Origin of the sequence: Streptomyces sp. NPDC004539, assembly GCF_040610055.1 — a bacterium.
In the GTDB taxonomy this organism is placed as follows: domain Bacteria; phylum Actinomycetota; class Actinomycetes; order Streptomycetales; family Streptomycetaceae; genus Streptomyces.
In genome coordinates this window covers 1-19035 of sequence record NZ_JBEXLS010000011.1, presented here as the reverse complement: position 1 = coordinate 19035, position 19035 = coordinate 1, and the positions used below count along the sequence as shown (strand labels likewise).

Annotated in this window: 17 protein-coding genes; 13 read left to right on the top strand and 4 right to left on the bottom strand. The window is 70.8% G+C overall.

Features of this window, described 5'->3' with window-relative positions:
• The first annotated feature begins 4 nt into the window (after positions 1–4).
• The 4 genes from ABZX85_RS22900 (at position 5) to ABZX85_RS22885 (ending at position 3629) form a co-directional block, all read left to right on the top strand.
• Positions 5–478 (top strand): hypothetical protein, encoded by a 474-nt coding sequence (locus tag ABZX85_RS22900; RefSeq protein ID WP_355871511.1) that lies wholly within the window; start codon positions 5–7, stop codon positions 476–478.
• A 54-nt stretch (positions 479–532) separates the two neighbouring features.
• On the top strand, positions 533–1480 hold the full coding sequence (locus ABZX85_RS22895) for an aldo/keto reductase (protein ID WP_355871508.1): 948 nt from the start codon (positions 533–535) through the stop codon (positions 1478–1480).
• Between the two features lie 86 nt (positions 1481–1566).
• A complete protein-coding gene (locus ABZX85_RS22890) occupies positions 1567–2118 on the top strand; it encodes a helix-turn-helix domain-containing protein (RefSeq protein WP_355871505.1) in 552 nt (183 codons plus the stop codon).
• The gene (locus ABZX85_RS22885; protein WP_355871502.1) at positions 2115–3629 is read left to right on the top strand and encodes an MFS transporter; all 1515 of its coding nucleotides are present in this window, start codon (positions 2115–2117) and stop codon (positions 3627–3629) included. Before ABZX85_RS22890 ends, ABZX85_RS22885 begins: the two co-directional genes overlap by 4 nt.
• 72 nt (positions 3630–3701) lie before the next feature.
• On the opposite strand, the gene ABZX85_RS22880 is transcribed toward ABZX85_RS22885, so the two are convergent.
• Positions 3702–4373 (bottom strand): lysophospholipid acyltransferase family protein, encoded by a 672-nt coding sequence (locus tag ABZX85_RS22880; RefSeq protein WP_355871499.1) that lies wholly within the window; start codon positions 4371–4373, stop codon positions 3702–3704.
• A gap of 221 nt (positions 4374–4594) precedes the next feature.
• On the opposite strand from ABZX85_RS22880, the gene ABZX85_RS22875 reads away from it, so the two are divergent.
• Together ABZX85_RS22875 and ABZX85_RS22870 are read left to right on the top strand one after the other, a co-directional pair.
• Complete coding sequence (locus ABZX85_RS22875) at positions 4595–5758, top strand: glycerophosphodiester phosphodiesterase (protein WP_355871496.1); 1164 nt, start codon at positions 4595–4597, stop codon at positions 5756–5758.
• A 124-nt stretch (positions 5759–5882) separates the two neighbouring features.
• On the top strand, positions 5883–6380 hold the full coding sequence (locus ABZX85_RS22870) for a GNAT family N-acetyltransferase (RefSeq protein ID WP_355872311.1): 498 nt from the start codon (positions 5883–5885) through the stop codon (positions 6378–6380).
• A 68-nt stretch (positions 6381–6448) separates the two neighbouring features.
• Here the strand turns inward: ABZX85_RS22870 and ABZX85_RS22865 are convergent, their stop codons facing one another.
• Together ABZX85_RS22865 and ABZX85_RS22860 are read right to left on the bottom strand one after the other, a co-directional pair.
• Complete coding sequence (locus tag ABZX85_RS22865; protein ID WP_355871493.1) at positions 6449–6883, bottom strand: hypothetical protein; 435 nt, start codon at positions 6881–6883, stop codon at positions 6449–6451.
• Positions 6864–7223, bottom strand: coding sequence for a hypothetical protein (locus tag ABZX85_RS22860; protein WP_112472430.1), 360 nt, complete (start codon positions 7221–7223; stop codon positions 6864–6866). The genes ABZX85_RS22865 and ABZX85_RS22860 overlap by 20 nt, the downstream gene beginning before the upstream one ends.
• Positions 7224–7682: 459 nt before the next feature.
• Between ABZX85_RS22860 and ABZX85_RS22855 the strand changes: the two genes are divergently transcribed.
• The 6 genes from ABZX85_RS22855 to cbiE all read left to right on the top strand — a co-directional run bounded on the left by ABZX85_RS22855 (position 7683) and on the right by cbiE (position 13225).
• Complete coding sequence (locus tag ABZX85_RS22855; protein WP_355871490.1) at positions 7683–8717, top strand: ATP-binding cassette domain-containing protein; 1035 nt, start codon at positions 7683–7685, stop codon at positions 8715–8717.
• Positions 8714–9445: a methionine ABC transporter permease gene (locus ABZX85_RS22850; RefSeq protein ID WP_355871487.1), complete on the top strand. Its 732-nt coding sequence runs from the start codon at positions 8714–8716 to the stop codon at positions 9443–9445. Before ABZX85_RS22855 ends, ABZX85_RS22850 begins: the two co-directional genes overlap by 4 nt.
• 78 nt (positions 9446–9523) lie before the next feature.
• Complete coding sequence (locus tag ABZX85_RS22845; RefSeq protein ID WP_355871484.1) at positions 9524–10360, top strand: MetQ/NlpA family ABC transporter substrate-binding protein; 837 nt, start codon at positions 9524–9526, stop codon at positions 10358–10360.
• A 36-nt stretch (positions 10361–10396) separates the two neighbouring features.
• The gene (locus ABZX85_RS22840) at positions 10397–11212 is read left to right on the top strand and encodes a MetQ/NlpA family ABC transporter substrate-binding protein (protein WP_355872308.1); all 816 of its coding nucleotides are present in this window, start codon (positions 10397–10399) and stop codon (positions 11210–11212) included.
• A 92-nt stretch (positions 11213–11304) separates the two neighbouring features.
• The gene (locus ABZX85_RS22835; RefSeq protein WP_355871482.1) at positions 11305–11943 is read left to right on the top strand and encodes a GNAT family N-acetyltransferase; all 639 of its coding nucleotides are present in this window, start codon (positions 11305–11307) and stop codon (positions 11941–11943) included.
• An 82-nt stretch (positions 11944–12025) separates the two neighbouring features.
• On the top strand, positions 12026–13225 hold the full coding sequence (gene cbiE / locus ABZX85_RS22830; protein ID WP_355871479.1) for a precorrin-6y C5,15-methyltransferase (decarboxylating) subunit CbiE: 1200 nt from the start codon (positions 12026–12028) through the stop codon (positions 13223–13225).
• Between the two features lie 321 nt (positions 13226–13546).
• On the opposite strand, the gene ABZX85_RS22825 is transcribed toward cbiE, so the two are convergent.
• Positions 13547–14353, bottom strand: coding sequence for a hypothetical protein (locus ABZX85_RS22825; protein ID WP_355871476.1), 807 nt, complete (start codon positions 14351–14353; stop codon positions 13547–13549).
• Positions 14354–14425: 72 nt separating this feature from the next.
• Between ABZX85_RS22825 and cobT the strand changes: the two genes are divergently transcribed.
• Positions 14426–18886, top strand: a complete 4461-nt coding sequence (cobT, locus tag ABZX85_RS22820; RefSeq protein WP_355871473.1) for a nicotinate-nucleotide--dimethylbenzimidazole phosphoribosyltransferase — start codon at positions 14426–14428, stop codon at positions 18884–18886.
• Positions 18887–19035: the final 149 nt, after the last annotated feature.

Here is a 19035-nt window from a genome sequence, read left to right as displayed (position 1 = left end):
CGAAGTGGGCATCACCCTCCGCAGCCTCACCGGCCTCTTCGTCTCCCGCCCCGAACACGACTTCACCGACCCCGTACGCCAGTTGCTCCGCCGAGGCGTGCACATCACCTACCTCGTCGCCGACCCCGACTCCCCACTCCTCGCCGCGTACGCGGACAGTCTCGGTGACTCCGGAATCCCCGCCCGAGCCGCCGAGGCGGCACGCCAACTCTCCCGGGTCGCGGCGGACTTCGCGGCGGAGGGACACCCGGGACGGATGGCGGTCCGCTACACCCGGCAGCTCCCCACGGGATACCTCTCGCTGGTCGACCCCGACGGCACGACAGGCCGCTGCCGTACCTCCCCCTACCTCCCCGGCGTCCGCCGAGCCGACTCCCCGGTGCTGGACATCACCCGCGCCGCCCGCCCGGAGGTCTTCGCGAGGTACGTGACGTACGCCCGCAAAGCCCTGGAGGACAGCCGGGAGGTCACCCCGTGAGCGGCCGGGTTACGTTGACGGGGTAAAGCGAGCCTCTGCGAACAGGACCCCCACATGCGTCTGACCACCCTTCCCACCCCCCGCCTGGGCCTGGGCCTGGCCGCGGTGGGCCGCCCCGGTTATATCAACCTCGGCCGGGACCGCGACCTGGGAGAGGACCGGAGTGTCGAGGCCCTGCGAGCCCGCAGCCACGACCTCCTCACCGCCGCCCACACCGCCGGCATCCGCTACCTCGACGCCGCCCGCTCGTACGGCAGGTCGGAAGAGTTCCTCGCGGACTGGCTCCGAGAGAACCCGGCGATCGACGACGTGGCCGTAGGCAGCAAATGGGGCTACACGTACACGGCGGACTGGACGACGGACGCCGAGAAGCACGAGGTCAAGGACCACACGCTCACGACGTACGACCGTCAGCGCGCCGAGACGGACGCCCTGCTCGGCGAGCGGCTGGACCTGTACCAGATCCACTCGGTCACCCCGGACAGCCCGGCCCTGACGGACAAGGCCCTGCACGCGAGGCTCGCGGAGTCCGGCACCCCCGTCGGCTTCTCGACCAGCGGCCCCGCCCAGGCGGACACGATCAGGGCGGCCCTGGACATCACGGTCGACGGGAAACCCCTGTTCAGCACGGTCCAGTCGACGTACAACGCCCTGGAGACCTCCGCGGCCCAGGCCCTCGCCGAGGCGCACGCCGCCGGCCTCACGGTGATCGTCAAGGAGGGCATGGCCAACGGCCGCCTCGCGGGCGCGGCAGCCCCCGAAGCCGTAAGGAAGCTCGCCGAGGAGACCGGCGTCGGCCCCGACGCGATCGCCCTGGCCTGGGTCCTGGCCCAGCCCTGGACAGGCTTCGCCCTCTCCGGCGCCGCGACGACCGCCCAGCTCACGGCCAACCTGAAGGCCGAGACGATCACCCTGGACGACACCCAGAAGGCCGCCCTGTCCACGCTCGCGGAGCCCCCGGCCGCCTACTGGACGACCCGCGCCTCCCTCCCCTGGCACTAGCCACCACACCCTCTCCGAACAGGGAGTTCTGAGACGGCCATGCCCTCGATGAGACAAAGATGTCTCACATGGGCTATGGTCGTCTCATGGCCGTCGACCGTGACCACGTGCTGCGCACCGCCGCAGCCCTGCTGACCCGCAAAGCCACCGCCACGATGGACGAGGTGGCGAAAGCGGCGGGCATCAGCCGCGCGACCCTGCACCGCCACTTCGCGGGCCGGGACGCCCTGATCCGCGCCCTGGAGGCGCACGGCATCGCGGAGTGCGAGACCGCGCTCGACGCGGCCCGGCTCGACGAGGGGACGGCACAGGACGCCGTCCGCCGCCTGGTCCGCGAACTCGAACCCGCCGCCGCGCTGATCGCCTTCCTCTACACGGAGAACCAGCTCTTCGAGGGCGAGGGCCTCAACGAGGGCTGGGCGCGGCTCGACGAACGGCTCGCGGCGCTCTTCAGACGCGGCCAGCTGGCCGGCGAGTTCAGGATCGATCTGACCCCGGTCTGGCTCACCGAGGCCCTCTACGGCCTGCTCGCGTCCGCCGCCTGGCTCGTCCAGTGCGGAAAGGGCGCCCCCAAGGACTTCCACCACATGACCGTCGAGCTGTTGCTCGGCGGTGCGCTAAGGAGAGAGGAATCATGACCAGCACCGTGCAGACGACGGGTACGACCGAGGTGGTGAAGCGTCCGGGCCGCTGGCTCGCGCTCTCCGTCCTCGTGCTCGCCGTGCTGCTGGTGGCCGTGGACGCCACCGTCCTCGGCCTCGCGACCCCGTACATCAGCGAGGATCTCAAGCCGTCCGGCACGCAGCTGCTGTGGATCGGCGACGTCTACTCGTTCGTCATCGCCGGCCTCCTCGTCTCGATGGGCAGCCTCGGCGACCGGATCGGCCGCAAGCGCATCCTGCTCGTCGGCGCGTCGGCGTTCGGCCTGATATCGGTCCTCAACGCCTATGCCACGACACCGGAGTTGATGATCGCGGCCCGCGCGCTCCTCGGCGTGGCCGGCGCGACCCTCATGCCGGCGACCCTCGCGCTGATCCGCAACCTCTTCCCCGACCCCCGTGAGCGCAGCCTCGCGGTCGGCATCTGGGGGGCGACGGCCTCCGCCGGTACGGCGATCGGCCCGATCGTCGGCGGCTTCCTGCTCGAACACTTCTGGTGGGGCTCGGTCTTCCTCATCAACCTCCCGGTGATGGCGGCCCTCGTCGTGATCGGCGCGAAGCTCCTCCCGGAGTCCCGCAACCCGAACCCCGGCCCCTGGGACCTCCCGAGCGTCCTGCTCTCCCTCGTCGGCATGATCGCGGTCGTGTACGGCGTGAAGGAGGCCGCGTCCCACGGCGTCACGCCGCTCGCCCTGACGGTCGGCGTCCTCGGCGCCGTCGCGCTCTACGGCTTCGTACGCCGCCAACTCGCGCTGCCCGTCCCCCTGCTGGACATGCACCTGTTCCGCAACCGGGGTTTCAGCGGCGCGGTCCTGGCCGACCTCCTGACCATCCTCGGCCTCTCCGGCCTGGTCTTCTTCCTCTCCCAGTACCTCCAACTCGTCCAGGGACGCCGCCCGTTGGAAGCGGGCCTCGCCGAACTCCCGGCGGCGATCGGCGCGGTGGCAGCAGGTCTCCTCGCCGGCCGCGCGGCCCGCCGCTACTCGGTACGCGTCGTCGTCTCCGGCGGCCTCGCCGCGATCGGCATAGCCCTGGCCGCCCTCACCCAACTCCACACGTCGACGGGCTACCCCCTCCTAGGCGCGTCCCTCCTGGTCGTCGGCCTCGGCGCGGGCTTCTCCTTCACCGTGACAGCCGACGTCATCCTGTCCTCCGTCCCGAAGGAACAGGCAGGTTCGGCCTCGGCGGTCTCGGAAACGGCGTACGAACTGGGCGCCGCCCTCGGTATCGCCGCCCTGGGCTCGATAGTGACGGGCGTCTACCGAGGCTTCGACTCCCCGGCGGGCACCCCGGCCGCGGCCCACGAATCCCTGGGCGGCGCGGTCGAATCAGCGGCAACTCTCCCGGAACACACGGCGGAGGCGCTGCTGACCTCGGCGAGAGAAGCGTTCATCGACGGCTTGTCGCTGGCGGCAGGGGTGGGCGCGGCGGTGCTGCTGGCAGCGTCAGTGGCGGCATGGTTCTTGCTCCGGGGACGCAAGTTGGCCTAAAGGGGCTCGGGGAACTGCGCGATCAACCACGACGCACCAGTTCCCCGCCCCACAGCAGAACCCCTACGGCGATCAGGCTGCCTTCGCCTTGGTCGCGTACATATCCACATACTCCTGCCCCGACAACCGCATGACCTCAGCCATCACCGAATCCGTCACCGCCCGCAGCACATACCGGTCCCGCCCCATCCCGTCGTACCGGGAGAACTCCATCGCCTCCCCGAACCGCACGGTCACCTTCCCCGGCCGAGGAACCCCCGCACCCCCCGGCTGCAACTTGTCCGTCCCGATCATCGCGAACGGCACCACCGGCGCCCCGGTCATCAGCGTCAGCCGCGCGATCCCGGTCCGCCCCCGGTACAGACGGCCGTCGGGCGACCGCGTCCCCTCGGGGTAGATCCCGAACACCTTGCCCTCTTCAAGGACCCGGCGTCCGGTCATCAGCGCGGCGACACCCCCACGCCCCCCGTCCCGGTCGACGGGGATCATCCCGACCCCCGTGAAGAACCACGCCATGAGCCGCCCCTTGAGCGACGTCCCCGTGACGTACTCGTCCTTCCCGATGAAGAACACCTGCCGGTCGCACACCAGCGGCAGGATCATCGAGTCGATGAACGTGAGATGGTTGCCCGCGAGGATGACAGGCCCGTCCCCCGGAATGTTCTCGATCCCCTCCACCTGCGGCCGGAACCACAGCCGCATGACCGGTCCGAGGACTGTCTTGAGGAGTGCGAAGCGGGACAACGGGCCCTCCGATGTCAAGGGATTGTGTATAAGTCCGTGCAGGTAGGCACGTTACTCTCGGCTACCCGGGTGACGCACATCGGGCACCGAGGTCTTACGTACTGTTGACACGGGTTTACCTGCGAGACGGCCGCGAAACCCGTTCGTGTTCTCCCGGTAGCCATGTTCACGCCCCTACGATCAGCGCGCACGCACGAGCCGACGACGAATGGGGAGAGTCCATGGCGACGCAGGACGAGGGCACGCGGGGCACCGCACGGCGCGCACTGCTGGGCGCGGCGGTACTGGGCGCGACCGGGACGGTCGTAGGCATCCCGGGTACGGCGAGCGCGGCGAGCCGTACGCAGGGGCACGGCGGCGGTCTGAAGAGCCTGCCCGTCCCGACGATCATCGGCCACCGGGGTGCCAGCGGCTACCGCCCGGAGCACACCTTCGGCTCCTACCAACTCGCCCTCGACATGGGCGCGGACATCATCGAGGCGGGCGACCTGGTCCCCACCAAGGACGGGCACATCGTCTGCCGGCACGAACCGGAGATCGGCGGCACGACGGACGTCGCCTCGCACGCCGAGTTCAAGGACCGCAAGCGCACGAAGGTCCTGGACGGCGTCTCCGTCACCGGCTGGTTCACGGAGGACTTCACGCTCGCGGAGCTGAAGCGGCTGCGCGCGATCGAGCGCATTCCGGCCAACCGCCCGCACAACACGCTGTACGACGGCCGCTGGGAGATCCCCACCTTCGAGGAGGTCCTCAAGTGGCAGGACGAGCAGACCCGCAGGCGTGGCAAGCAGGTGTGGATCTACCCCGAGACCAAGCACCCCACCTACTTCCGCAAGCAGGGCCTCGGCCTTGAGGAGCGGGTGGCCAAGCTGCTGCGCAAGTACGGCAAGGACAAGGCGGACTCGCCCGTCATCCTCCAGTCCTTCGAGCCGACCAGCATCCAGCGGCTGAACAAGCTCGTCGGCAACCCCCTCGTCGTCCTCCTCGACGCGGCCGGCACCCGCCCCTACGACTTCGTCGAGTCCGGCGACCCGCGCACGGTCGACGACCTGATCACCCCGAAGGGCCTCAAGGAGATCGCCGGGTACGCGCAGGGCATCGGCCCGACCCTCAACCTGATCATCCCGAGGGACGCGGACGGCAGGCTGACGAAGCCGACGACGCTGGTGCGCGACGCGCACAAGGCCGGCCTGATCCTGCACCCCTACACGATGCGCAACGAGAACCCCTTCCTGCCGGCCGAGTACCGCAAGGGCACGGACGCGGACGGCTACGGGGACCCGTTCGGGGCGTTCCGTACGTACTTCGCCACCGGGATCGACGGGGTCTTCACCGACAACCCGGACACCGGCCTGCTCGCGCGTGCGGATTTCCGCAACGCCTGACCTGAAACCTGCTGACGTTGGGTATGTCACAGGACCACTGAGTGTCCGGGAGGTTGCGGCCCGGCGAGCGCGGGGATAGGAGTGGAGAACTACCGACGATCAGATGAGCGGGAGGCGTGCGCACATGGGCATGAGCGTGACCATCTCGGGTGCCACCGAGCAGGATGCCGAGCAGATCTTCAGGCTTCAGTACCTGTGTTTCCAGAGTGAGGCCGCCCTGTACGGCAACTACCGGATCGACCCGCTCGTCCAGTCGCTGGACTCCGTCCGCGAGGAGCTGACCACCGACTGCGTCTTCGTCGCCCGCCTCGGCGAAGAGGTGGTCGGCTCCGTCCGCGGCCACATCACGGACGACGGCGCCGCCTCCATCGGCAAACTCTGCGTCCACCCCCGCCTCCAGGGCCACGGCATCGGCGCGAGGCTCCTGCGAGCGGCCGAGGCGGCGTTGGCGGAGGAACGCGGAGCCAAACGCTTCCGCCTCCACACGGGCCACCGCAGCGAGGGCAACCTGAGGCTGTACAGGAAGGTGGGCTACGAGACGGTAGGCACGTCGGAGGGCACGGACGGCGTACCGATGATCGTGCTGGAGAAACCGGCAGGGGAATACGCCAAAACGGCGTAGCCGTTTTTGTTCAGGGGCGCGGGGAACTGCGCGACCAGCCACGACGGCGCAGAGGTCGCGATCGAACCTCAGACACCCTTCTGGGCAGGCGCTTTCCGCAACCAGTACAGCGCGGACAGCGGAAGCAGGACCGGGATGAACACGTACCCCATCCCGTAGTCCGACCACACGGTCGAATCCGGGAACGCGGCCTGATCCAGAAGCGTCCACGTCCCCACGATCAACACGCCCGCAAGTTCGGCGGCGCAGCACACCTGCGCCGCCTTGCGCGCCGCCTCCCCGCCCCGGACGAGCGAGTACGTGATGAACCCGTACACGACCCCGGCGACCGCGGACAGCGAGTACGCGAGCGGCGCCCGGTCGAACTCCGTGGCGATCTGGTAGACGGACCGCGACACGGCCCCGACGACCATCACCCCGTAGAACCAGACGAGCAGCATCCCCGGCCCGCCGATGAGCCGGCGCCCCGCGTCCGCGCCCACCTCAGCCTCCCCAGATGTCATAGAGCCGCACCTCCAGCACCGCCAGCACGACGCCACTCGCCGCGACCGTCACCGACCCCCACCGCGTCCGCTCGGCCAGCGACATGAACGCCGCGGCCGGCACACAGGCGAAGGCCCCCAGCAGATAGGCGACGAAGATCGTCGTCCCCTGATCCGGCTTGTCACCCCGCGCGAGCTGCACGATCCCGACGACGAGCTGGACGACGGCCAGCACCGTCACCACGGCCATCCCGATGAAGTGCCAGTCCTTGGTCGGCTGGTCACGGTAGGCCGCCCAACCGCACCACGCGGCGAGCAGCAGCGCGGCGACGGACGTCACCACGGTCAGGGCAACAAGCATGCGCCGACCCTATTACGCCGGTATCAGCCCCCTGAGCCGGGGTCGTGGCGTTGACCACAGCTTGACGACGGCGAGCAGCGCCGTACGACCACAAGAACCGGCATAACCCCAGGTTAACCGGCATAAATGCACCCCGCGCCGGCCTGTCCATGCCTGTCCAGCATGCGGACTGAGCACTCCCTGTCAGGACCATACGTCTGCTTTACTGATCGCATGACCACGACGAGCAGCCGCACCCTTGCGACCGAGGCGACCATGACGCCCGGTGCTCGTTGTCTGTGTCGAATGCGCGCCTTCTAGAGGGCCCCCGCACCATCCCCCTGCGCTCGCGCCCCTGAAGCGAGCCGCGCCGCCGCGCCCCGCCCCCGTACGGAATCAGCCGTACGCGACCGAGCGCGCCCGCCCCCCTCTCGTACCGGGGCACACCCACGCCCCGTACTCGACAGTGACGGAACCCCAGTGATCACCACATCGGGCCTGACCAAGGTCTACCGCACCCGAGGCCGCGAGGTCCTCGCCCTCGACGGCGTCGATCTGCACGTCCGCGAGGGCGAGGTGTACGGCGTCATCGGCCAGTCCGGCGCCGGAAAGTCCTCGCTGATCCGCTGCGTCAACCTCCTGGAGCGCCCCACCGCCGGGACGGTCACCGTGGCCGGGCAGGACCTCACCGCGCTGGCGGGCCGCGGTCCCCGCGCCGGCAAGGAGCTGCGCCGGGCGCGCAGCCGGATCGGCATGGTGTTCCAGCACTTCAACCTGCTCTCCTCGCGGACCGTCCAGGACAACGTGGAACTCCCGCTGGAGATCCTCGGTGTGAACGGCAGGGCGCGCGCCACGAAGGCCCTCGAACTCCTCGACCTGGTCGGCCTCGCCGACAAGGCGAAGGCGTACCCCGCCCAGCTCTCCGGCGGCCAGAAGCAGCGCGTCGGCATCGCCCGCGCCCTCGCCGGCGACCCCAAGGTCCTCCTCTCCGACGAGGCGACCAGCGCCCTCGACCCGGAGACGACCCGCTCGATCCTCCAGCTCCTGCGCGACCTGAACCGCCAGCTCGGCCTGACGGTCCTGCTCATCACGCACGAGATGGACGTCGTGAAGTCGATCTGCGACTCCGCCGCCCTCATGGAGAACGGCCGGATCGTCGAGTCCGGCACGGTCAGCGAACTCCTCGCGACGCCGGGCTCGGAGCTGGCGTCGGCACTGTTCCCGGTGAGCGGCGAGCGGACCGGCGACGACCGGACCGTCGTCGACGTCACCTTCCAGGGCGAGGCCGCCACCCAGCCGGTCATCTCGCAGCTCTCGCGGACCTACAACATCGACATCTCGATCCTCGGCGCCGCCATCGACACCGTCGGCGGCCTCCAGGTCGGCCGGATGCGCATCGAACTGCCCGGCCGGTACGAGGACAACGTGGTGCCCATCGGGTTCCTGCGCGAGCAGGGCCTCCAGATCGACGTGGTGGGCGACGAGCCCGTACTGGTGAAGGACGGTGCCCAGTGACCTGGTCCGAGATGCAGCCCCTGCTGTCGCAGGCGTGTTGGGACACCCTCTACATGGTCGGCTGGTCCACCGCCATCGCCGTCGTCGGCGGCCTCCCGCTCGGCATCCTGCTCGTCCTCACCGACCGGGGCGGCCTCCTCCAGAACGTCGTCGCGAACAAGGTCATCGGCCAGATCGTGAACGTCGCCCGCTCGATGCCGTTCATCATCCTGATGGTCGCGCTGATGAACTTCACCCGGACCATCACCGGTACGACGATCGGCCGCGAGGCCGCGATCGTGCCCCTGGCCATCGGCGCCATCCCGTTCTTCGCCCGCCTCGTCGAGACGGCCGTCCGCGAGGTGGACGGCGGGCTCGTGGAGGCCGTGCAGTCGATGGGCGGCAACACCTGGACGATCGTCCGTAAGGTCCTCGTCCCCGAGTCGCTGCCCTCGCTGATCGCCTCCACGACGACCACGATCGTCGCGCTCATCGGGTACTCGGCGATGGCCGGGACGGTCGGCGCGGGCGGGCTCGGCGACATCGCCATCCGCTACGGCTACCAGCGCTTCGAGACCGAGATGATGTGGATCACCGTCCTCATCCTCGCGGTCGTCATCTCCCTCATCCAGTTCGCCGGCGACTACGCGGCCCGCTCGCTGCACCGCCGGGGCGGACGCTCCGGCCCGGCGCCGAAGCTGCGACTGCTCAAGACGAAGGAGACGGCGACGGTCGGCAAGGCCGCCTGACACGCCCTGGAGCACCCCCCCAATTTTCCCCGCACCACCCTTCGCGGGGTCGTCACACCCTCAGGAAAGGCACTTTTCGTGCGTAACACCGCCAAAATCACCACCGCCGTCCTCGCCGCCGGAGCGCTCACCTTCGCGCTCAGCGCCTGCGGTTCCGACAAGGACAACGCCTCCTCGTCCAAGGACTACAGCGGCCCGCTCGTCGTCGCCGCGAGCCCCGTTCCCCACGCCGAGATCCTCGACTTCGTGAAGGACAACCTCGCGAAGAAGGCCGGACTCGACCTGGAGGTCAAGGAGTTCCAGGACTACATCGTCCCGAACACCGCGACCGAGGACGGCTCCGTCGGCGCCAACTACTTCCAGAACCAGCCGTACCTCGACGACTTCAACAAGAAGCGCGGCACCCACATCGTGCCCGTCGTCACGGTCCACCTGGAGCCGCTCGGCCTCTACTCCAAGAACGTCAAGAAGGCCGACGAGCTGAAGAGCGGTGCGACGATCGCCGTCCCCAACGACGCGGTCAACGAGGCGCGTGCCCTGAAGCTGCTCGCCGCCAACGGGCTCATCACCCTCAAGGACGGCGCCGGCAGCGAGGCGACCCCGCAGGACATCACCAAGAACCCCAAGAACCTCAAGTTCAAGGAGGTCGAGGCGGCCCAGACCGCGCGCTCCCTGGACGACGTCGACGCCGCCGTCATCAACGGCAACTACGCCATCGCGGCCGACCTCAAGCCCGCCACCGACGCGATCGTCCTGGAGTCCGCCAAGGACAGCCCGTACGGCAACTTCCTCGCGGTGAAGGAGGGCAACGAGAAGGACCCGCGCGTCGAGAAGCTCGCCAAGCTCCTCACCTCGCCCGAGGTCAAGAAGTTCATCGAGGACAAGTACAAGGGTTCCGTCATCCCGTCCTTCTGACCTTTCGCACAGCCCGACCGGGGGAGAACAGACATGCTGCGCAAGGCAGTCGTGACGGTGGCGGCACTGGCCCTCGGGCTGACGGCGTGCGGTTCCGGCGGTGACAGCGCCGAGAAGGACGACGGCACGCTCGTCGTCGGCGCCACCGCCGTACCCGCCGGGGAAGTCCTCGCCTACATCAAGGACAACCTCGCCGCCAAGGCCGGACTCAAGCTGGAGATCCGGGAGTTCACGGACTACGTCCTGCCGAACACCGCGCTCCAGGAAGGCTCGCTGGACGCCAACCTCTACCAGAACCAGCCGTTCCTCGACGAGTTCAACAAGTCGAAGGGCACCGACCTGGTCTCCGTCGTCAAGGCGTACCTGCCGCCCATGGGCGTCTACTCGAAGAAGATCAAGGACCTCTCCAAGCTCGCCGACGGAGCCACCGTCGCCGTCCCCAACGAGACCACCAACGAGGGCCGCGCCCTCAAACTCCTCGCCTCGGCAGGGCTGATCACCCTCAAGGCGGGGGCGGGGGCGACGGCCTCCCCGGCCGACATCACCGCCAACCCGAAGAAGCTCGTCATCAAGGAACTGGAACCCGCCCAACTGCCCCGCTCCCTCGACGACGTGACCATCGCCGTCATCAACAACAACTACGCCCAGGACGCGGGCCTCAGCCCCGCCAAGGACGCGATCCACCTGGAGTCGGCGAAGGACAACCCGTACGCCAACCTCCTCGCCGTCAAACGCGGCAACGAGAACGACGCACGCGTACGCAAGCTCGCCGAACTCCTCACCTCACCCGAGGTGCACACGTTCCTCAAGGACAAGTACCAGGGCTCGGTCCTGCCGGTGACCACCGGCTGACCCGGTGGTGTGCCGCCCGGCCCGCATACTGCATGCTGGGCAGTTCAGCAGAGGGCCCACAAGGCTCTCGACGAAGGTTACGGAGCGGCGCAATGACGAGCACCTTCCCCACCATCTCCATCAACACGGAGCGGTTGGTGCTGCGCCCCCTCGACGAGGACGACGTCCCGGCGCTGACCGCGATGGCAGGCGACGAACAAGTCACCGCCTGGACGTCCGTCCCCCACCCCTTCACCGAGGCCGACGCCCTCCACTGGATCACGGAGGGCGCCCCCGCGAAACGCGCCGCAGGGCACGGCCTCGACCTGGCGATCACGGAATTCCTCACCCAACGCCTGGTGGGCGTGCTCCGGCTGACCGGAACCGACTGGCACGTCCGCTCCACCGAGATGTCCTACATCACCGCCCCCTGGGCCCGAGGCGAGGGCTACGCCTCCGAAGCCGCCCTCGCCGCCGCCCAATGGCTCTTCACCGCCCAGGGCATGCAACGCATCGAACTCCGCACGGCGGCCGACAACACGGCCGCCCAGCAGGTGACCCAGAAGATCGGCTGCATCAGCGAGGGCGTCCTGCGGAACGCCTCGATAGTCAGAGTCCGCGCCGAGGACGGCACCTGGACCGAGGCCCGCACCGACCACATCGTCTGGAGCCTCCTCCCCGAGGACCTCGACGGCGCGGGCGACTCCCTCGCGGAGAGCGGCGGCTACACCTCGTACGCCGACTGGAACTGATCCCGCGGAGCACCCCGCACGGCATGACCAGGTACCCTCACGGGACCCGCTGCCTGCGTGAACACCCGGGAGACTGACGAAGATGGCCGACCGCGTCACGGTGATCGGCTGGGACGGCTCGCCCCTGAACGCCGCGGCCCGCTCCGCCCTCGCGGGCGCCACCCTCGTCGCCGGCGCTGCCCACCACCTCGCGCTCCCCGAGATCCCGCCCGGCGCGGAACGCATCCGCCTCGGCAGCGTCGCCCTCGCCGCCCGCCGCATCGCCGGCCACCACCGCGGCACCGCCGTCGTCCTCGCCGACGGCGACCCCGGCTTCTTCGGCGTCGTACGGACCCTGCGCGCACCCGAGTTCGGCCTGGAGGTCGAGGTCGTCCCCGGGGTCTCCTCGGTCGCCGCCGCCTTCGCCCGCGCGGGCATGCCGTGGGACGACGCCCAGGTCGTCGTCGCCCACCGCCGCACCCTGCGCCGCGCGGTGAACGTCTGCCGCGCCCACACCAAGGTCGCCGTCCTCACCTCACCGGGCGCCGGACCCGCCGAACTCGGCCTGCTCCTGGAGGGCGTGCACCGCACGTTCGTCGTCTGCGAGGAACTGGGCACCGAGCGCGAGCGCGTGAGCGTCCTGTCGTCCGACAAGGCCGCCGACCGCAGCTGGCGCGACCCCAACGTCGTCATCGTCATCGGCGGACCCGTCACCGCGGGCGGGCAGGGCGAGTGGATCGCGGGCCGCGACCCGGCCACCGGTCCGCGCGGCCACGCCCACGCGGACGGCCGGGGCGAGGGCGAGTCCCAGCTCCTGCGGACGGCCCAACTCGCCCGCCTGGGACCGCGTACGGGCGATCTCGTCTGGGACATCGGCTGCGGCACCGGCGCCTTCGCGACGGAGGCCGCCCGCACCGGAGCGGCCGTCCTCGCCGTCGACCAGGACATCGACGCCTGCGCCCGCACCGACGCGACGGCCCGTAACCTCCGCGTCCAGCTCCAGATCGTCCGCGGCACCGCCCCTCACGTCCTGGAGAACCTCCCCGAACCCGACGTCGTCCGCGTCGGCGGGGGCGGCCCCGCCGTCGTCACCGCCGTCGCCGACCGCCGGCCCGAACGCATCGTCACCCACGCCCTCACCCGAGACGCCGCCGAACGCGTCGGCCGCGACCTCACCGAGCACGGCTACCACGTCGAATGCGCCCTCCTCCAGTCCGTCCAACTCGACACCCGCGCCTGGACGGAGCGCCGCCGCAGCGTGGTCTTCCTGCTCAGCGGGGTGCTTCCGGATCGCGGGCTGTGATCCTGTTGTCGTACTGCGCGCGGTAGGCTGGCCGATCGTCGTACCGCTTTCCGGGCCCCGGCAGTTCATCAGCCAATGTCCGGAAAAGCGCGTCCGCTTTGGACACGTGCGGTACGACACGAACCGGAGGGCCGCGCAACGTGGCGCAGTCCACAGCGGAGCGCCGCGGGGCAACCTGTCGCGGCGCGACCATGACCGGGACAATGCCACTGAATGGCTTTGTCGCTTTTTCGGGCGGGTCGTTCGTGCCGCTGGGCGCGGAGGCTCGTTCTTCACTGCGGGCGGTCGGTGCGCCGCTCCGGTGAGCAGGTCGTAGGAGCACTAACCGATGGGCGAGGGGTACGCATGACCGACACCGGCCAGATCCCGGGCGAGGGGCTGCCGGAGAACGCAGGCACGGTGGAGCAGCCGGGCGTTCCCACACCCGCCGCGTACGCCTACCTCTCCGAGACCCCCGCCGAGGACGAAGACCTCCTCCTCCTGCCCGGCGCCCAGAGCGCCTGGGGCAACGAGATCGCCCCGCCCGCACCGGAACCGGTGGTCGAGACCGTCCACGCTGGCTACCCCGGGGTTCAGGACGCGGGGGTTCCTGAAAACTGGCCCTACGCCCAGGACACACAGACAGACGCACGAGGAACGGGTGTTCAGGCAGTGGGGGGATCGGCCGTGGGTACACAGGGGTTGACCGGGGCAGGCGTTCCCGAAGACGCCGCGTACGGTGTTCAGGGGGCGGGGGCCGAGGGCACCGGCGAGCAGGTGCACGGAGTGCCGGGCGGTACGGAACAGGCGTTCGCGGCACCGGTCTTCACGGAGCCGGTTCTTGTGGAACCGGCCCTTGCGCAGTCGGTCCCCGCTGAGCAGATCCCTGCCGTGCCGGTCTCTGTCGAGGCGGGCGGTGTCGTAGGGGTTGGTGTTGGGGCGACCGGTGTTGAAACGGCCGACGCGGAGGCGGTTGGTGCTGGGGTGGGCGGTGTTGAGGCGGCTCATGTCGGAGCGGCCGGTGCTGGAGCGGGCGGTGTTGAGGCTGCCCATGTCGAAGCGGCCGGTGCTGAAGCGATCAGTGCTGGTGCGATCAGTGCTGGAGCGACCGGTGTCGAAGCGGGCGGTGGGCAGCAGTCCGGTCCGCATGAGCCCGGACCGCACGAGACCGGGGGGCGGGACACCGGTTCCGTCGATCTCGGTGCCGTACGCCGGCCCGCGATGAGCCGTCCCCGCAGGACCGCTCCGACCACCCCCATCCCGCCGATCACCCCCCGCCGGCCGCTGCACCTCGGCCCGCCCATCCCCGACGCCTCCGCCAGCCCCGTCCGCTCCCTCGCGGACCGCGGCCCGGCGGACGCGCCGCTCCGCCAGGCGGGCCCCGCGCCGACGGGACCCGAGTACTTCGACGCGCAGCCCTTGCAGGAGGCAGCCCCTCAGGGGGCGAGCCCGTGGGGGGCGGGCCCTCAACTCGTTGCTCCTGCGCAGGTGGTGTCCGAGACGACGACTTCGGAGCCGGCTGCCCAGCCGGAGGCGCCGCTGGAGGCTTCGGCCCAGGCAGTTGTCGAGCCTGAGGTGCAGGTGGTTGCCGAGGGTGGGGGAGCGGGGCAGGTCGCGGGTGCGGTGTTGGCTGAGGGTGCCGTTCTGGCTGAGGGGGTTGCTCAGGCCGAGGGTGCGGTTTTGACCGAAGGTGCGGCTTTGGCCGAGGGCGAGGCTCCGGTTGGGGGTGCTGCTCTGGTCGAAGGTGCGGCTGCAGCTGAGGGTGCGGTTTTGGTCGGGGGTGCGGTTCCGGCTGGGGATGCGGCGCTGGTCGAGGGTGTGGCTGCGGCTGAGGGTGTTGCCCCGGTCGGGGATGCGGCTTCGGGCGAGGGTGCGGCTGCGGTTGAAGGTGCGGCTCCGGTCGAGAGCGCGGTTCCGGCTGAGGGCGCGGCTCTGGTCGACAGTGTGGCTCCGGCCGGGAGTGCTGCTCCGGCCGAAGGTGTCGTACTGGCCGAGGGTGTCGTGGCAGAGGGCTTGGTGAGGCAGGTCGAGGTTCCGGCTCAGCCTGAGCACCCGGCCCAGCCCGAGGTACCGGCTCACGCCGAGGCTCTGGCCCAGCCTGAGGTCCCCGCTCATGCCGAAGCTCCGGTCCAGCCTGACGTCCCGGCTCACGCAGAGGCTCCGGCTCACCCCGAGGCCCCGGCTCAGCCCGAGCCTGTCGGTGCCCAGCCCGCCGCTCCGGCGGACGCCGAGCCCACGACGCAGGACGCGACCGCCGATCCGACCCCGCTGGGTGCCGAGGCCGGAGTCCCGGTCCAGGGCGAGGCTCCCGCGCACGAGCAGGTGGCGGCGCAGACCGAGGTGTCGGCTGAGGGTGAAGTCTCCACGGCCGGGCAGTCGGAGGTGTCGGGCGAGGCGGAGGTCTTGGCCGCAGGGCAGTCCGAAGTTCCGGTGCAGTCTGAGGAGTTGGGTCAGGCCGAGGTCCCCGCGTCCGAGGCGGCGCAGCCCGGCGTGCCGGGGGAGGCCGAGGTTCTGGCGGCCGGGCAGTCTGAAGTGCCGGTTCAGCCTGGCGAGTTGGGTCAGGCCGAGGTCCCCGCGCCTGAGGCGACGCAGCCCGGCGTGCCGGGGGAGACCGAGGTTCTGGCGGCCGGGCAGTCCGAAGTGCCGGTTCAGCCGGGCGAGTTGAGCCAGGCCGAGGCCCCCGCGCCGGAGGTGGTGCAGCCGGAGACGCCGGTCGGGACGGAAGCCTTGGCTGCCGAGCAGTCCGAAGCGCCGGTCCAGTCGGTGGAGTTGGGTCAGGCCGAGGTCCCCGCACCCGAGGCGGTGCAACCGGGGATGCCGGGCGAGCCCGAAGCGCCCGTCCAGCACGGAGAGTTGGGCCAGGCCGAGGTCTCCGCCGCTGGCCAACCCGAAGTCCCGGTCGCCTCAGAGGAGCCGGGCGAGCCCGAGGTCCCCGTCGCAGGACACCCCGAAGCACCGGGACACTCCGAAGTGCCGGTTCAGCCCGAGGCACCGGGGGAGTCCCAGGCCCCCTCCGCCGGTCAGCCCGAGCCGCAGCCTGGCGTACCGGTGCAGCCGAACACTCCCGTCCACGAGCAGCCGGAGGCGCAGTCCGCTACACCGGTCCAGCCCGAGGCTTCCACCGACGGACAGCCCGAAACCCAGCCCGGCGACCCCGCACCCCTGGCCCAGACCTCCCCCCTCGCGGAGCCCGAGGCCACCCCCCTTGAGCAGCCCACGGCACCGGCCGAACCGGAGATCCCCGCCGCAGCCCAGCCCGAGGCGGCCACGCCGCCCCACGCCGAGGCACCGGCAGCCCCCGAACAGCCCGAGCCCCCGCTCGACCCCGATACCTCCGCCGAGGCCACCACCCCGGAAGCCGAGGCACCCACCCCCGAACACCCCGCCCCTCACCCCACCGCTCCGGCCCAGCCCGAGGCGCAGCCGACGGCCACCACCCCCGAAGCCCAGTCCGCCTCCCCGGCCGAGCCCACCCCCGAACAGCCCCAGGCCCGCCCCACCGGCAGGCGAGCCCGCGCCCGCGCCGCGGTGAAGACCGAGCCCCCGGCCCAGCCCGAAACCCCGGCCCACACCGAGCCGGCCCCCAAGGCGCAGCTTGCCGAAGCCACCGTCGTATCCCCCCACCTGATGGACGACCCCACCCCCTCCCCTGCGGAAACGGTTGTCCCCACCCCCCTCCCCGACGTCCCCCCCACCGCCGAGGAACCCCACACACCCCCGACCCGAGAAGCCGCGCACGTGCCCGCAGACGCCCAGGCCCCCGACCCCCACCCCACCCCCGAACAGCCCCCCACCGTGGGCGAGTTCGTGGCGGTCGAGGGACACGTGCCGACGCCCGCCCACCTCGCCCCGACCCCGCCGGTGACCCTCCCGGCACAGCGGGAGGGCGACGACCAGGACGGCGTCGTACAGAGCGCGGAGGACCTGGCGACGACGGAGGAGTACGCGGGCCCGGCGGCCCCCGGCTACGACGACGCCGAACGCGAGGCCGTGCTCAAGGTCATGCGCGAACGCCGGGACATCCGCAACGGCTTCCGCCCCGACCCCATCCCGCACGAGGTCCTGCTGAGGGTCCTGGAGGCCGCGCACACCGCCCCGTCGGTGGGCCACTCGCAGCCGTGGGACTTCGTCGTCATCAGGTCGCAGGAGACCCGCCAGACGATGCACGACCTGGCGACGCGCCAGCGCGACGCGTACGCGCAGTCCCTCCCGAAGGGCCGCGCCAAGCAGTTCAAGGAACTGAAGATCGAGGCCATCCTCGAAACCCCGGTGAACATCGTCGTCACCGCCGACCCCACGCGCGGCGGCCGGCACACCCTCGGCCGGCACACCCAGCCGCAGATGGCCCCGTACTCCTCCGCCCTCGCGGTCGAGAACCTGTGGCTCGCGGCCCGCGCGGAGGGCCTCGGCGTCGGCTGGGTCAGCTTCTTCGACGAGCGCGAGATGGTCCGCGCCCTCGGCCTGCCCGAGCACCTGGAGGTCGTCGCCTACCTCTGCGTCGGCTACGTCGACGAGTTCCCGCCCGAGCCGGAGCTCCTCCAGGCGGGCTGGGCCAAGCGCCGCCCCCTGTCGTGGGTCGTCCACGAGGAGACGTACGGCCGCCGGGCCCTCCCCGGCGAGGACCCGCACGACCTCCTCTCCGAGACCGTCGCCGGTATCCGCCCGCTGGACGCGAAGGCGCTCGGCGAGGCGTGGGAGCGGCAGAAGCGGATGACGAAGCCGGCGGGCGCACTCGGCATGCTGGAGATCATCTCCGCCCAGCTCTCCGGCCTGTCCCGGCAGTGCCCGCCGCCCATCCCGGAGCCCGCGGCGGTCGCGATCTTCGCGGGCGACCACGGCGTCCACGCGCAGGGCGTCACCCCCTGGCCCCAGGAGGTGACCGCCCAGATGGTCGCCAACTTCCTCGGCGGCGGCGCGGTCTGCAACGCGTTCGCGAACCAGGTGGGCGCCGAGGTCTGCGTCATCGACGTCGGCGTCGCGACGGACCTCCCCGCCACCCCGGGCCTGCTGCCCCGCAAGGTCCGCGCGGGCACGTCCGACATGACGACCGGCCCCGCGATGACCCGCGAGGAGGCCAAGCAGGCCATCGAGGTCGGCATCGAGACGGCCCGCGACCTGGTCGCGGCCGGCAACAAGGCGCTCCTGACGGGCGAGATGGGCATCGCCAACACCACGGCGTCCGCCGCCCTGATCTCCGCGTTCACCGGCGCCGACCCCGCCGAGGTCACCGGCCGGGGCACCGGCATCAACGACGAGACGCTGGCCCGCAAGACCGAGGTCGTCCGCCGCGCCCTGGACCTCCACCAGCCCGACCCCGCCGACCCCATCGGCGTCCTCGCGGCCCTCGGCGGCTTCGAACACGCGGCCATGGTCGGCCTCCTCCTCGGCGGCGCCTCCCTCCGCACCCCGGTCATCCTCGACGGCGTCAGCGCCGGCGCGGCAGCCCTGGTAGCCCGCGCCATCGCCCCCGAAGTCCTCGCCGCCTGCATCGCCGGCCACCGCAGCGCCGAACCCGGCCACGTGGCAGCCCTCAACAAACTGGGCCTACGCCCGCTGGTAGACCTGGACCTGAGGCTCGGCGAGGGCACCGGCGCCCTCCTGGCCCTCCCACTGGTCCAGAGCACGGCGAGGGCGATGCACGAGGTGGCGACGTTCGACTCGGCGGGCGTGACGGAGAAGTAGAGGGAAGAGGAGAGAAAGGGGGCTTGCTAAAACGCGGGCCCCCTTTCCCAACCTCTAGGGCGTGTCTTCAATTGATCTTGCTTGGTGGATCATGGTGGGGTGATTCGTCGTCATGAGCTGTCCGATGCGGAGTGGGAGTTCGTCCGGCC

Coding starts and splice junctions, on each gene's coding strand:
- ABZX85_RS22885 (WP_355871502.1), top strand. CDS start 2,115: ATGACCAGCACCGTGCAGACGACGGGTACGACCGAGGTGGTGAAGCGT.
- ABZX85_RS22835 (WP_355871482.1), top strand. CDS start 11,305: ATGACGAGCACCTTCCCCACCATCTCCATCAACACGGAGCGGTTGGTG.
- ABZX85_RS22870 (WP_355872311.1), top strand. CDS start 5,883: ATGGGCATGAGCGTGACCATCTCGGGTGCCACCGAGCAGGATGCCGAG.
- ABZX85_RS22890 (WP_355871505.1), top strand. CDS start 1,567: ATGGCCGTCGACCGTGACCACGTGCTGCGCACCGCCGCAGCCCTGCTG.
- ABZX85_RS22895 (WP_355871508.1), top strand. CDS start 533: ATGCGTCTGACCACCCTTCCCACCCCCCGCCTGGGCCTGGGCCTGGCC.
- ABZX85_RS22860 (WP_112472430.1), bottom strand. CDS start 7,223: ATGCTTGTTGCCCTGACCGTGGTGACGTCCGTCGCCGCGCTGCTGCTC.
- cobT (WP_355871473.1), top strand. CDS start 14,426: ATGAGCCGTCCCCGCAGGACCGCTCCGACCACCCCCATCCCGCCGATC.
- ABZX85_RS22865 (WP_355871493.1), bottom strand. CDS start 6,883: ATGACATCTGGGGAGGCTGAGGTGGGCGCGGACGCGGGGCGCCGGCTC.
- ABZX85_RS22875 (WP_355871496.1), top strand. CDS start 4,595: ATGGCGACGCAGGACGAGGGCACGCGGGGCACCGCACGGCGCGCACTG.
- cbiE (WP_355871479.1), top strand. CDS start 12,026: ATGGCCGACCGCGTCACGGTGATCGGCTGGGACGGCTCGCCCCTGAAC.
- ABZX85_RS22825 (WP_355871476.1), bottom strand. CDS start 14,353: ATGCGGACCGGACTGCTGCCCACCGCCCGCTTCGACACCGGTCGCTCC.